Source organism: Ruegeria sp. CDSA141 (assembly GCF_059612005.1).
This window is the reverse complement of record NZ_JBXWPT010000022.1, coordinates 31,727-43,859: the sequence shown is the minus strand read 5'-3', so window position 1 is coordinate 43,859 and position 12,133 is coordinate 31,727. Positions and strand designations below refer to the sequence as shown.

Annotated in this window: 16 protein-coding genes; 3 read left to right on the top strand and 13 right to left on the bottom strand. The window is 55.1% G+C overall.

Features of this window, described 5'->3' with window-relative positions:
• Positions 1-96: 96 nt before the first annotated feature.
• The gene (locus AC2FLP_RS19990; RefSeq protein ID WP_496685892.1) at positions 97-1,569 is read right to left on the bottom strand and encodes a hypothetical protein; all 1,473 of its coding nucleotides are present in this window, start codon (positions 1,567-1,569) and stop codon (positions 97-99) included.
• A 201-nt stretch (positions 1,570-1,770) separates the two neighbouring features.
• Here AC2FLP_RS19990 and AC2FLP_RS19985 point away from each other — a divergent pair, with 201 nt between their 5' ends.
• Positions 1,771-2,826 (top strand): hypothetical protein, encoded by a 1,056-nt coding sequence (locus AC2FLP_RS19985; RefSeq protein ID WP_496685889.1) that lies wholly within the window; start codon positions 1,771-1,773, stop codon positions 2,824-2,826.
• Positions 2,827-3,728: 902 nt separating this feature from the next.
• Here the strand turns inward: AC2FLP_RS19985 and AC2FLP_RS19980 are convergent.
• The 12 genes from AC2FLP_RS19980 to AC2FLP_RS19925 all read right to left on the bottom strand — a co-directional run bounded on the left by AC2FLP_RS19980 (position 3,729) and on the right by AC2FLP_RS19925 (position 10,946).
• The gene (locus AC2FLP_RS19980; protein WP_496685887.1) at positions 3,729-4,085 is read right to left on the bottom strand and encodes an SPW repeat domain-containing protein; all 357 of its coding nucleotides are present in this window, start codon (positions 4,083-4,085) and stop codon (positions 3,729-3,731) included.
• 23 nt (positions 4,086-4,108) lie between these two features.
• Positions 4,109-4,327, bottom strand: a complete 219-nt coding sequence (locus AC2FLP_RS19975; protein ID WP_496685884.1) for an EF-hand domain-containing protein — start codon at positions 4,325-4,327, stop codon at positions 4,109-4,111.
• A gap of 141 nt (positions 4,328-4,468) precedes the next feature.
• Complete coding sequence (locus AC2FLP_RS19970; protein WP_263845038.1) at positions 4,469-4,657, bottom strand: hypothetical protein; 189 nt, start codon at positions 4,655-4,657, stop codon at positions 4,469-4,471.
• A 336-nt stretch (positions 4,658-4,993) separates the two neighbouring features.
• Positions 4,994-6,628, bottom strand: coding sequence for a chaperonin GroEL (groL, locus tag AC2FLP_RS19965; protein ID WP_496685881.1), 1,635 nt, complete (start codon positions 6,626-6,628; stop codon positions 4,994-4,996).
• 43 nt (positions 6,629-6,671) lie between these two features.
• Positions 6,672-6,959, bottom strand: a complete 288-nt coding sequence (locus AC2FLP_RS19960) for a co-chaperone GroES (RefSeq protein WP_496685878.1) — start codon at positions 6,957-6,959, stop codon at positions 6,672-6,674.
• 670 nt (positions 6,960-7,629) lie between these two features.
• Positions 7,630-8,163: a hypothetical protein gene (locus AC2FLP_RS19955; RefSeq protein ID WP_496685875.1), complete on the bottom strand. Its 534-nt coding sequence runs from the start codon at positions 8,161-8,163 to the stop codon at positions 7,630-7,632.
• A 76-nt stretch (positions 8,164-8,239) separates the two neighbouring features.
• Positions 8,240-8,368 carry a hypothetical protein gene (locus AC2FLP_RS19950; protein ID WP_420861915.1) on the bottom strand — a complete coding sequence of 43 codons (129 nt, stop codon included), beginning with the start codon at positions 8,366-8,368 and terminating at the stop codon, positions 8,240-8,242.
• Between the two features lie 132 nt (positions 8,369-8,500).
• Positions 8,501-9,307, bottom strand: coding sequence for a transglutaminase-like domain-containing protein (locus AC2FLP_RS19945; protein ID WP_496685872.1), 807 nt, complete (start codon positions 9,305-9,307; stop codon positions 8,501-8,503).
• Between the two features lie 31 nt (positions 9,308-9,338).
• The gene (locus AC2FLP_RS19940) at positions 9,339-9,590 is read right to left on the bottom strand and encodes a hypothetical protein (protein WP_496685869.1); all 252 of its coding nucleotides are present in this window, start codon (positions 9,588-9,590) and stop codon (positions 9,339-9,341) included.
• A 194-nt stretch (positions 9,591-9,784) separates the two neighbouring features.
• Entirely contained in the window at positions 9,785-10,246 is a 462-nt protein-coding gene (locus AC2FLP_RS19935; protein ID WP_496685867.1) for a hypothetical protein, read from the bottom strand.
• An 8-nt stretch (positions 10,247-10,254) separates the two neighbouring features.
• Positions 10,255-10,641, bottom strand: a complete 387-nt coding sequence (locus AC2FLP_RS19930) for a hypothetical protein (RefSeq protein ID WP_496685865.1) — start codon at positions 10,639-10,641, stop codon at positions 10,255-10,257.
• Entirely contained in the window at positions 10,638-10,946 is a 309-nt protein-coding gene (locus tag AC2FLP_RS19925) for a hypothetical protein (protein WP_496685862.1), read from the bottom strand. Before AC2FLP_RS19925 ends, AC2FLP_RS19930 begins: the two co-directional genes overlap by 4 nt.
• A gap of 278 nt (positions 10,947-11,224) precedes the next feature.
• Here AC2FLP_RS19925 and AC2FLP_RS19920 point away from each other — a divergent pair, with 278 nt between their 5' ends.
• Positions 11,225-11,650 (top strand): hypothetical protein, encoded by a 426-nt coding sequence (locus tag AC2FLP_RS19920; RefSeq protein WP_496685860.1) that lies wholly within the window; start codon positions 11,225-11,227, stop codon positions 11,648-11,650.
• Positions 11,647-12,060, top strand: a complete 414-nt coding sequence (locus AC2FLP_RS19915; RefSeq protein ID WP_496685857.1) for a hypothetical protein — start codon at positions 11,647-11,649, stop codon at positions 12,058-12,060. The genes AC2FLP_RS19920 and AC2FLP_RS19915 overlap by 4 nt, the downstream gene beginning before the upstream one ends.
• Positions 12,061-12,133 lie beyond the last annotated feature (73 nt).

The window sequence follows — 12,133 nt, the reverse complement described above, 5'->3', positions numbered from 1 at the left end:
GATACACCCCTGAAACTCAGGGGCTTGAATCACGCAGCCAAGTCGACCGCAACCAAATTAATAGGTCCAGAACCTAGGTGCTCCACAGTCTTAGCCTCACCTCCGCAATTGGCAATTCAATACAACATTGCTGTCGCTAGCTGTTTCTATCATCGCAGAAAACGCCAGCACATCGCCCTTATTTAGACCAGAAAGGTCATCTGCGACTGATATTGGGAATTGACACTTAACGCTTCGGTTTTCGTTACTTCCAATACCAGAGGTCTGATCTATCCAGCTGTCCCAGCCATTAAAAGTTCCTGTGTTAATAGTAACTATGTCGGAAATGGGAGCCGAACTAACGGTTATCGTTTCGGCGGAAACCGCGATGTCACCAACCCACATAAACATCGGGAGATCCATGGTTTGTATTGTTGAAGCTATCTTAATTGCGTTCATCCCATGCAGTAAATCAGTGACCTCAAACTGGCGGTCATAGCGTTTGCACCCAACACCATTTTCAAAAACTGAATTGTGGTTTACTCCATAGCGGCTGTTTATGGTTTCGCATAGTAAAATGGAATGATGCGAATTTTCATTGGACGACGGAGTTAGTAAACTTAATGCGGCAAGCGTTTCGAACGAAGTGGTTTCCCATTCAGCGCGGTTTGCGAACCGAAATGAAATCATCTTATCCCAGTGCTCCGCTTGGGCATCGCCATTCTCATTAGTTGCCATGTTAACTACACCCACTGTCGCGTCGCTCAAGTTGAGTTGGCTGGCAACAGGACTATTGAGGGAGAACATCTCGTGCCAATTGGCATAGCCGCTCAATCCTCTGCCGGTGCCGTCATCAAAGAATGTGACTTGTCGCAATCCAGGCTGATTTAAATGGAAAAGTGTGCGAACAACACGCCGACCGTCATCCGTCCTCGCTCCCGTGGTAAAGTTTTGGGCTACAAGAAAATCCTTGATGACCGAGCCTTCTTTAGTCCCATCTGCTATGAAAATTCCGCCTAATGATGGAACGCCGTTGAGGACATCATTGTCGGTTAGAAACAACTCCGCGGGCGGCGCAATTCTTGTTGTGTCATAGTCAGGCCTAACCGAAACAGACATTGGTGGGACGGAGATCACCTCCGCCGAAGGGTCGGGCGAGATGTCCGAAACGCCTGTGGCATGATCTTCTCTGCCAACACCCCAGACAACTATTGTTGCGCTGCCCTGAACGCAACTTGCAAAGCGAATACAACTTGCCGGAGGTTCACCGAAGCAAACTTGATCGTCGACAATTCGGTACCGATCCTTGTGTACTGGAGACTCTACGTACGCACTACTTGACACTCCTTGCGCGGTTTCGCTTTCCAGTAAACTGTATGTTTGCCACCAGTCTCCATTTGCATCCCGACCAGAATGCTTCGTACCCGGTACAAACTCCAGAAGCTCAGCCGTGTTCATCGGTTCGGATATCTGCGAGCAACTCGGCACATTGTCGAGGTTTATTGATTGAGCTTGGGTAGCAGTGCCACAAAGTGAGCCAGTCAAAATTGATGCAACAAGCACCGTTCTCAAAATACTAATCATCTTCATGAACCCTCATGTCTCTCGCTAATACACTAAGCCCAACCCTTGCAGCAAATCTGTCCTACATACGCTGACGTCAGACAACAGCCAGGTTTCAGTGCTTATCTTCTCTATCAAACTCACTCTCTGCTAAAAACGTTCTCAGCTTTACATTTCGGTATAAGCCAAGCAAGTTTGAAAGGGTTTCTTGATGAGTGGAAATTTCGAATGGTTGTTCGTAGCTTTCGAATCTTGATTTGGCTCGTTGGCATTTTTCCCTGGTCGGCACTGACAGTCATAACATCGGCTGCAATTGGCGTCGCGCAAACTGGCACGGGTCAGTATGATGGCGAGTACTACAGCGATCAGTATGACTATAGTTTTCAGATTGTAGGAAACGAAGGCATCTGCACGAAGAGCAACGCACCCACCTACTCTGTTGGCAGCGTCATGTTCAAATTCGCCGTTGACCAGAGTGGACGATTTGATGGCCAGCAGATTTTCACTGATGGCCAGTGGTATGATGTCTCTGGGCAGTTTCATCAAAATAGCATCGCAATGCGCCATGGCGTCACGTTTTTGTGGGGCATGGAAAAAATAGACTTGCAAGTTGCTCTCGACCCATCTCCTCGATCTATGCAATACCGAGACGCTTTCAAAGCAAACAACGGCAACCAGACTATTGCTCGCATTCTGAATGATTTATCTCTATGGGATGCAACAGGCCCTGTTTGTCAGATTGCAGGCGCACCTGCGAACGGTAGCCTCCCGAGCTTTAGCGCCATGTTAGGACTTCTTCACAAACTTCTAGAGGGAGCAGGAAGTTCGGGAAACGAACTGGAGATGATCAACTTCGGGCGAAACGCCAACCAAAATTTCAATGTGACCCACGCTGAAGTGCAAACCACAGGTTGGCGTATTGCAGACCAATCTGAATCTGAGTTTCACCAAACGAATGTACCCTTTCCAAACAGAGTGACAAAGTTTGTTCACGAAGATGGCCCCGAGTACGTCTTCTACGATCATCCTACCAAAGGACAAATTCAACTGAATGATGGTCAGAATGACGGGACATACAATTTTGTAGTCCCAACTCCTCGGTATTCACCAACACACATAACTACAGGCGTGCAACATGTGGTGCTTGATGTATTTCCCTGGATTCTCTTCGGCGCAACTCCTGAAGATAGTACAGATATAGATCAACGGCTTGATATGTTTGTGAATTCACAGCGTTTCCAAAAATATATAAAATTGATAACTACTTTGTGCCCGTCGCCTTAGTTGGCACGAATTTAACCTCGAATAGGGGTGAACATTAAACTTCAGACCAGGGTTGAAATTGGATAATGGAACATAATTCAGTGGTTTGCTTGGGCAATAAGTTGTAGAGATTTAAGCATCAATAAATCTCTACTCGCGGCAGCATTGACCATTCCAATTTCTGCTCAAGCTGATCAATTTGACGCTCCGAAGAAGCCTGCGAGAAGTACAGTTAGCAGACACTAGGCTTTAGTGTTTCAGAAAAGAATGATTGGGTGAGCGTCCATATTGGGCTGACCGCCGAACATTGCAGAGTCTGCTTTCTGCACATTGCTCCCATTAGTGATGCCTGCTGCTACAAGAGCGGCGAAGGTCCGCATGGTGGCCAGCCTACCATCGCTGATCCTTGGTGGAATGTCTGCTATCTCCTAGCCAGCATGCATGTGGAATGACCGCTCCGGGCTGACTACGGTCCTTTGGAGAAAAAATGCGGATGGCTGCAAAGTCCGCAACTCGGACATAGACCCGATTTTGCTGAACGACCGGTCCTGGTGAAAGCAGACATCGCTCAGCATCGCCCCGATTTCGTCGGCTCGAACGTCTGCTTCTGCCGAAAGTGGACATTCAAGAAAACTACCCGTAGTTCCGCAATGCGGACAAAGGGTGAATTCGCTGCGTTTGCGCAAGAGGCTGCTTTCGTGCGCTTTCCGGACCTTCACTTTGGAGTGCACACGAGTTGCACACCTCCAGTGGTTACAACCTTGGTCCGGTGAGATAGTCTGTCCATCCCTCCATAAGTCGCGAAGCCTTCGACTCGCGGTCAATGGCCAATAGCCATCTCCGGAAGAGATGCAGGGTGAGTAGTATTGGCAGGGAAAACGATTAGAAGTGTGGGGCGTTTTCCGCCCCACACAGTGTATTCACTATGCGTGATGTTTCGGCATTTTCTGAAACACCACATAAAGGCCCGCCAGAACCAAAGCCGTTCCGACGACGCCGGCATTCCAGGCGGTCACAGGTTCGGTGAATCCGAACAGCCAAGGAGCCGCTACCAAAATCAAACCGTAGGAAACTCCCAAGTAGGTCTGGACCAGGTAATGTTTGTTGTGGCCGTAACCCGCTACGGTCAAAGCCAAAAGACCCGAGAGAATGAGAAGTCCTGCATCTCCAACGAGGGCATTGCCAAGAGCCGATTGGCCGCCGAGAAGCATGAATGGCGACAAAATGAGCCAAAGCCCTGAAGCTGTGAAGGCCCATCTGAAAACTTCACGGTTTTGCATAGCACATACTCCAACCTTTGGTTTCAGGAGTCGGTTGCAGGATCCGCGAGGTTGCCAAGCTCGACGGCGATAGCCATTTCCTCGTCGTCGACAAAGCCATCGCCATTTGTATCGATGTCCATGAAAATTGAATCTGTGAGGAAAGGGTACACAAGCTGAAGTTCAGCGAAGGATGCCATGCCGTCGCCGTCGGTATCAGTGTCGGCGGACATTGCATTGGCGGAGAATGCGACGGATGTCATGAGGGCAGCTGCGAGACTTACATTTTTCACGTTTTTTCCGATCAAGGTAGGGCAATCCATCATGGATTGCGGTTCAGGTCCCGCCGCATTACATTCTGCATTTGCGCAAGCTGGCCCGCTTTTTCACGCGGCCGTTATTTTTTACGCAAGGGCTTTCCTGGCAGCGTCGAGTTCGTATTTCGTCTTGATGTCGTCATTCGCTTTGTGCGCGGCCTCAGCAGCGTTGTAATGTCTCCAGGCCTGCGTTCTTTTTTCACCGAAGGGTGCGCCTCCACAGCTGGCTTTGACGGACTTCATCTTCTCCGAGATGGTATTGGTGTTGAGTTTCATTGTGGTGTCCTTTCCTAGGCACTTCGAGAAACAGCGGCACGCGAAAGAAGAATTTCTTTTCAGGGAACTGCCACTTGCGCGCCGCTTTAAAACTCGAAAACACACTTCCTGCTGAATTTTCAGCGGGCATATTCTAGCTAGCTTACATTCCAGTTTTCGACGCTTACACAGATCAGCTTGGAGCGATTTAATGTCAGAAAGCGGAGTCTTCAGACATGGTCTACTTAGGGGGCAGAGCGACTATAAAAGCCGGGTCGCTGATGCGAGCCGTCTTCAGGAATATGCTGCTCGCGGCTCATAAAGAGTGGTTCCAAGTCCGCGAGCAAAAATTCGCTTCTACATCACGCCTTCCATACCCTCCATGTCGGGTATACCGTGGCGGTTCGGCTTGGCGGGTTTGTCCGCCACCATCGCTTCAGTGGTGACCAGCAGGCCGGCAACCGATGCGGCATATTCCAGCGCGATCCGAACGACCTTTGTCGGATCAATGACACCGGCCTTCAACATATCGCCGTACTGATCCAGCTGCGCATCATAGCCGAACGTCTTGCTGGTGTTCTCAAGTACTTTTCCAGCAACGACTGAGCCATCGACACCGGCGTTTTCAGCGATCTGGCGCAACGGGGCCTGAAGGGCTTTGCGGATGATCTTGATACCCGCATCCTGATCCGCGTTGTCTCCTTTGAGACCTTCCAGAACCCTTCCCGCATGGACAAGTGCAACGCCACCGCCTGGCACGACGCCTTCTTGGACGGCCGCACGTGTTGCGTTCAAGGCGTCATCAACCCGATCCTTGCGCTCTTTCACTTCGATCTCGGTCGCACCACCAACTTTGATCACCGCAACGCCGCCCGCCAGTTTGGCCAGCCGCTCCTGCAATTTTTCCTTGTCGTAGTCCGAGGTGGTCTCTTCGACCTGTGCACGGATTTGAGTGACACGCGAAGCGATAGCTTCTTTGTCGCCTGCACCGTCGATCACAGTTGTAGTGTCCTTGGTGATTGTAATCTTCTTGGCATCGCCAAGCATGCCCATCGTGACGTTTTCGAGCTTGATGCCCAGTTCTTCGGAAATCACTTGTCCGCCCGTCAGGACGGCAAGATCTTCCAGCATCGCTTTGCGGCGATCCCCAAAACCAGGTGCTTTGACACCGGCCACTTTAAGTCCACCGCGCAGCTTGTTCACCACAAGGGTTGCAAGTGCCTCACCGTCAATGTCTTCGGCCATCACCAAGAGCTGCTTGTTCGCCTGCATGACAGCCTCAAGCAAAGGCACCATGGGGGCCAGAGACGTCAGTTTCTTCTCGTGCAGGAGGATGACGCAGTCCTCCAGAGTCGCCGTCATCTTGGCGGTATCTGTGATGAAATACGGGCTGAGATAGCCGCGATCGAACTGCATGCCCTCGACCACTTCGGTCTCGGTCTCCAGCCCTTTGTTTTCTTCGACGGTGATGACACCCTCGTTGCCGACGCGTCCCATGGCGTCCGCGATCTGTTGACCGATAGCAGCCTCACCATTGGCGGAGATAGTGCCGACTTTGGCGATCTCGGCCGTATCGCCCACTGGCCGTGACATTGCCTTGATCTCGGCAACAACGGCAGTGACCGCTTTGTCGATCCCGCGTTTGAGGTCCATCGGGTTCATGCCAGCGGCGACCGACTTCATACCTTCCTTGACGATGGCCTGGGCGAGAACCGTGGCGGTGGTTGTGCCGTCGCCAGCCTCGTCATTGGTACGGGACGCGACATCTTTGACGAGCTGTGCGCCCATGTTCTCGAACGCATCCGAGAGTTCGATTTCCTTGGCGACCGTAACACCGTCCTTGGTGATGCGTGGCGCGCCATACGACTTGTCGAGGACCACGTTGCGGCCCTTGGGGCCAAGCGTAACCTTGACGGCGTTGGCGAGCGTATTGATGCCCTTGAGCATGCGGTCACGGGAGTCTGTGCCAAATTTGACGTCTTTTGCAGACATGTCGGTATTCCTAAATGAAAAATGGGTGAGGGTTCAGCGTCGGTCAGGCCATAATGCCTAAGATGTCGCTCTCCTTCATGATCATCAGCTCTTCGCTATCAATCTTAATTTCAGTGCCCGACCATTTTCCGAACAGAATTTTGTCGCCAGCTTTGACGTCCATTGCGATACGCGCGCCAGCGTCGTCTTTTGCACCGGCACCGACGGATACGACTTCCCCTTCCTGCGGTTTTTCTTTTGCATTGTCAGGGATGATCAGGCCGCCCGAGGTCTTTTCGTCGCTTTCAATACGGCGGACCAAGACGCGGTCATGTAGGGGTGTAAACATCATGGAAATGCTCCTTTTCGGGATTTCCGGGTAGGGGTGGCATGCTTAGGGACACATTGGCACTCGCCACACCTGAGTGCCAATGTATGAAAAATGGTTATCCTGATCGGTCTCTGCAATAGGTTGTTGAACTATATTTAGCTCAAACCTGCTTTTCAGAAATCGCGGCGAAGAAGGCTGTCTTACTTTACCTTTTTCCCACCAATCGCCAGCGCAGGCTTTCCTGCAATGGAGTTGGCTGTGGCAGAGACCTTCGGCTTTTCTTGATTGAGTTTCTTGGGCGCAGGCGAATGATAGAGCTGTCCTTGTGATAGAGCCGTCTGCGTTTTCTGTGACGGTGGGGAAGTTCCCGACCCTCTTCGCCCCATAAGACATCGGTCGGCGTGATGCGAGCGATGTCTAGACAGGCCGAATTAACGGGTCCAGTACGTTACTGGGAAGACGCCGCGCGCCTGCGGGGATCAGCGGCGACGAGATGCACCACTAGGGCTGACGGGAACGGCGTTCCGCCAGGCTTTCAACCCCTTGCAGCGCCGACAGATCCGTTCTCCAAAGCCTTCACTCCGGAAAACAGCATCGCATCTCAGACAGGGACGCTCTCGAGGTACGTCGCCAAAGGCCCTTCCGTGGGCGATGTCCGGCAATGCTACGTCGACCGAGGTTTTGTTCGCGATCATGTCAAATCCGCGCTGACTTCCGTGCGCATAGCCGACGTCCCTGTCGGTCGTGGAGGCATGCCCTCGTTTTCAGCAGCATGGATTGACGCAATGTCACGTGCACCTTGTCGCGCCGGGTCCCGGTCAAGGACATCCCTGTCAGACTGGGGCGTCCTGAGCCCCGAATAGAGATGTCGCAAATGTGCTGCAGAGACCCCGTCGGCCTCCATAACGAGGCGCACCATCGGATCAGCCAGCATTTCCTCCAGGAAGAAGTCGGACAACGCTCTGCCTGTCAGCTTGTCCCTGGCGCGGGCATAGTCCAGATCGGCAAGGGAAACGGTCAGAGTCCGCGCAAGCCCCGGATGCGAAATCCGGGGATGGAGCTTCACCAGGACGGCGGCTTTCCAGGCTGCGGGATCCTGTTGATCCGGGGGAGAAACCAATTCCGTTTCGATCTCGTACTCTCCCGCCGGAAGCATCTCGTTGAAGCCCGGAGCGGTGAAAGGGCGGGAAAAAACCGCAATGGTCTTGCTCGTCAATTCTTCCATTAGTATGGACCTTTCCCTTGTTGCTGTGGGTGGTCCGCGCGCCCGTTGAGAATGGGGCGCGTGGCCGGTGCAAATCTCAAGATGTCTTGGATTTCGCTGGTGCTTCCTTGCCAACGGCCTTGGACTCGTTCTCTTTGGCAGGGGTTTTCGCAGGCTTCAGCTTCATTGCGGCCGCAGCCCTGGCAGTCAGGTCCTTGAAGGACATATCATTGATCCTTTGATTGGCCGGCGCCAACTCCTCATCCATGTCGGACCGGGATGCTTGACGCCAGTGTTACTAATATGGGGATTGGCAACCCCGTTTACGATAGCGCATCAAAAAGGAAGCCAAGGTCTGTCAGGCCAATTCATCCGTCCAGACCTTGAATTCCATCAAAGTGTTCTGACCAAATGTCTGGGTCAGAGGGACATCGGCAGCATCGCGACCGCGCGCGATCAGAATTCTGGCAAACCGCGGCTTGTTATTCCGCGGGTCGAACATGTGCCATTCTCCAGCAAGGAATACCTCCATCCAGGCGGCAAAGTCCCCTGGCGGATGAGGCAGAGGTTCACCGATGTCGCTCAGATATCCGGTGCAGTAGCGGGCCGGAATGTTCATGCAGCGACACAAAGCGATGGCGAGATGGGCGAAGTCGCGGCAGACACCCTGTCGCTCGGCGATGGTCTGCGATGCGGTGCACGTCGCCGTCGCCTGCATGTAGTCGAAGCGGACATGTCCGTGCACGAAATCGCAGATCGCCTGCACGCGGGACCATCCGGGGTCCGTGGTCTCAAAAAAGCGCCACGCCTCCTCCGACAGAAGGTCGGTATCGCAGTACCGGCTGCCCTGCAGAAACACGAGGGTCTCGAAAGGCAGATCCTCGACTGCGTGCTGCTTCGCGTCAGGGGACGCGGGATCGGGGCGGCCATAGTCGCGTAAGATGCCATCCGTTGACAGCGCGAAGTCTCCCGGCGGAGCCATGAGGCGCGTACACCAGTTGCCGAAGCCGTCGCGGTAGCTTTCGAGCGGTACGCTCGGCGACGTCACGAGGTAATCTGCACGCTCCAGATCGCCAAAGCGCGAGTAGTGGACGTTCAGCATCGCAATCAGCGGCGTCGGCTGCGGGAAGCTGTAGCGCAGACGGCACCCGATGCTGACGCGCATGGCGGACCCGCCACGACGAGAAAAATCCGCATCACCGTGCAAGGATGCACATCGCATCGGAGAGCCGTAAGCCTCGATTGCAGCCCCACCGGGTTCCGGATCGGTCGAGATAGGCGTTCTCCGGCAGATCGATAGCGATGCAACCGCCACCATAGCTGGGCGCCTGAGCATCCTGCGAAATCGGCCCCGTGCCATCCTGCGCAAGCGCGGGGAAGGCGAAGGACGCGATCACACCGGCCATGAATGCCGTCTTCGCGATCAACCTCGCGAGGGGATGCCTCATCGCCGCTTGCTCCTTGGCGGACCAGAGTCCGCCGGTTGCCGCGCGAGTCTTCGATAGCCCAAGCGTGAGCGTTCCAGTCAGCCGTAGAGTGGTCGCGGGCGGGGAGCCCCAGGAATTTGATCTCGATGGCATGCCTTCGTTCTCGGCCACCTGGATCGAGAAGTCCTGCGAAACTGTCGGATCAGTGCTACCGGTCATCGGGGCGACAATTTGTGCAAGGCCGCAGCGGCAAGAGCATGTTCTTTCTGGTGGTAGTCGCCGCGGAACTTGCCATCGACCTGCACCTCCCAGATGCCATTTCTTTCGCGTACCTGAACCCCACCGCGCTGCGCCGGCCGGTTCATGGAAGAACCTTGTTCCCCTCTACTATTCGGCGGCACGGGTTTCACGTCAGTCATTTCCGGCTCCTTCGCCTTTGGCACGCGCGCTTCTCCGAGGAGCATCACAGCGCGCATGAATTCTTCCGCGTAATCATCCGTTTCGCGGTGGTCATGCTCGTGCCGGGTCAATCTCATCGGTTCTACGAACCGTTCTCGGAGGTGGTCGACGAAACGCGGCTCGGTACGGGCCATGTAGGCGATCAGAGCTTGCAGGATCCGTTCATGGGCCAGAACGCGCCGTTCGAGGTCGGTAGTCTCGGGGGAAGCTATCGGCATGACGCGGTTCATCCTTCATCGACCGCGCCGTCCGGGCGCACCGGTGATCCATCGACATCAAGGGCTGCCAGACAAGCTTGCGCGATTTCGCGGTCCGGGGCCTCGGTTCCGGGCATCGTCGCCCAGCCGGATGTCATGAGAGCGTCGCGCCGCTGGTAGGTTGAGGCGGCCCTGATCTTTGCAAGCTTGTCCGCCCGCGCCGGATCTGACCGCGCCATATCGAGGCAAACCGGGACCATGGACGCGACAACGTTGTCGCGGGACATCGCCATCGCCCTGTCGTTCGAGGTGCCGCCGGTCACCCAGCCACCCCAGGAAAATCCGACAATGCCGACAAAGGCGGCGCCGATTAGCGCGCCATAGATGCCGGGTTTGAGCCATTCGGGAGTATTCATTTTCTATCCTCCCGCGGAGAAAGCGCCGCTTCGCTGTGGTTGTTCGTTTCGGATGTGTCAGCGTCCCGGCGCAGCGCCTCCTTAATGTCGCTCTCGGTCGTCAATCGGAGCTCACTTCGCCCCGCATGAGCACCCTTGCCGTGCACCGTCATGTAGGTCGCCGTCCGTCGATAGGCCTCGAAGCTCAGCCCCGGGAGAAGCTCCTCTTCGACGAGAACCTCATAGTCGCCCGCGGGCAGATCGCCCAGGTATCCCTGCAAGGTGAACGTGTTCGAAAACGTTACCATCGATCTGGTCGACCGCATGTTCATCTCTGGTCTCCGCGATGTTGGCAGATTTGTCGCCCGCCACTGTTGACGGCCCCTTGGAGGGGGGGGCGGACCAGTCGAACGAGTTACTCTCTTGTACCCCGGGATCGTCCGACTGGCGTTGACGCATGTTAGTCCCGGGCACCGAACCGGCTGCGACCTTCCTGGGAGCAGTCACCCGAACTGATCTGTGTAAGGGCGCGGGGATCGACCTGCGCGTATCCTTTGGCAAACAGGGATGATCTGCGTTCCTGCAACCCCTGAAAGGATTGGTAATGGCCGACCCCAGTGTTCTCAACCCGCACCCGCCCGAGTTCGATCGGTTTCTCCATGCCTCCGTCGGCGAGGACCGGAACGGCTATGCCGTGACTGTGCTCTCCACGCTTGCGCGGCTTGGCCTCGATCCATGGAAGGAAACCGCTGAGCTGGTCACGCTGGGGCGCGACGCCGCGCGAGCGCGATTGGGAACGCTGCTTGCCCGGTTTCGTGACGTTCCTGCGCTCGCCAGCGATCACGGTAGGGTCGCACGAGACTTGAGCCAGCTGATTCCCGAAGGCCGGACGTCAGGTAGCCTGAAGCGAGCTGCCTCGACCGTCGCAGACGGCCACCCGGGCAAAAGCGGAGCGATCTGGGCGGTACTCGCGATCATCTTTGTACTGTTTCAGATGTTCATGGTTGGCGGGTCGGGGTCAGGCGAATGACCGTATCAAACGCGACCGCGAGGAGACCGACACATGCAGCGCACAAGTCTGGTACGCTTTCTCCACACGAACAGGGCATACTCTGGGACATGGAAGAACACTTCTGGACCAGTGGCGCCGAGAACGCGCGGGCAACAACAGCGACCAACGCAGTCATGGTCTTCCCCTATCCGCCCGGCATCCTCCAGGGCGACCAGATCTGGACCCACCTTCGTGAAAGGACCGGCTGGCGCTCCGTTGTCATGGCCGAACGGCGCGTGATGCGGTGTCGTGACATCGCCATTCTCACCTATCGCGTCTCGGCAGAGAAACCCGATGTGCCGATCTACAAGGCCCTCTGCGCCTCGAACTATCTCAACGATGACGAGACTTGGGTAAGGATTTCCCACCAGCAAACTGCGGTGACATGAGAAGCGCAGAGGCAATCGAGAAGGCGAACGCGGCGAAGAACGACGCCGAGACCAACAAGGAACTCGATGCGGC

Bases quoted from the DNA above. Each gene is read 5' to 3' on its own strand.
- AC2FLP_RS19990 (WP_496685892.1), bottom strand. From the start codon at position 1,569: ATGAAGATGATTAGTATTTTGAGAACGGTGCTTGTTGCATCAATTTTG.
- AC2FLP_RS19985 (WP_496685889.1), top strand. From the start codon at position 1,771: ATGGTTGTTCGTAGCTTTCGAATCTTGATTTGGCTCGTTGGCATTTTT.
- AC2FLP_RS19980 (WP_496685887.1), bottom strand. From the start codon at position 4,085: ATGCAAAACCGTGAAGTTTTCAGATGGGCCTTCACAGCTTCAGGGCTT.
- AC2FLP_RS19975 (WP_496685884.1), bottom strand. From the start codon at position 4,327: ATGACATCCGTCGCATTCTCCGCCAATGCAATGTCCGCCGACACTGAT.
- AC2FLP_RS19970 (WP_263845038.1), bottom strand. From the start codon at position 4,657: ATGAAACTCAACACCAATACCATCTCGGAGAAGATGAAGTCCGTCAAA.
- groL (WP_496685881.1), bottom strand. From the start codon at position 6,628: ATGTCTGCAAAAGACGTCAAATTTGGCACAGACTCCCGTGACCGCATG.
- AC2FLP_RS19960 (WP_496685878.1), bottom strand. From the start codon at position 6,959: ATGATGTTTACACCCCTACATGACCGCGTCTTGGTCCGCCGTATTGAA.
- AC2FLP_RS19955 (WP_496685875.1), bottom strand. From the start codon at position 8,163: ATGGAAGAATTGACGAGCAAGACCATTGCGGTTTTTTCCCGCCCTTTC.
- AC2FLP_RS19950 (WP_420861915.1), bottom strand. From the start codon at position 8,368: ATGTCCTTCAAGGACCTGACTGCCAGGGCTGCGGCCGCAATGAAGCTG.
- AC2FLP_RS19945 (WP_496685872.1), bottom strand. From the start codon at position 9,307: ATGCGCGTCAGCATCGGGTGCCGTCTGCGCTACAGCTTCCCGCAGCCG.
- AC2FLP_RS19940 (WP_496685869.1), bottom strand. From the start codon at position 9,590: ATGAGGCATCCCCTCGCGAGGTTGATCGCGAAGACGGCATTCATGGCC.
- AC2FLP_RS19935 (WP_496685867.1), bottom strand. From the start codon at position 10,246: ATGCCGATAGCTTCCCCCGAGACTACCGACCTCGAACGGCGCGTTCTG.
- AC2FLP_RS19930 (WP_496685865.1), bottom strand. From the start codon at position 10,641: ATGAATACTCCCGAATGGCTCAAACCCGGCATCTATGGCGCGCTAATC.
- AC2FLP_RS19925 (WP_496685862.1), bottom strand. From the start codon at position 10,946: ATGCGGTCGACCAGATCGATGGTAACGTTTTCGAACACGTTCACCTTG.
- AC2FLP_RS19920 (WP_496685860.1), top strand. From the start codon at position 11,225: ATGGCCGACCCCAGTGTTCTCAACCCGCACCCGCCCGAGTTCGATCGG.
- AC2FLP_RS19915 (WP_496685857.1), top strand. From the start codon at position 11,647: ATGACCGTATCAAACGCGACCGCGAGGAGACCGACACATGCAGCGCAC.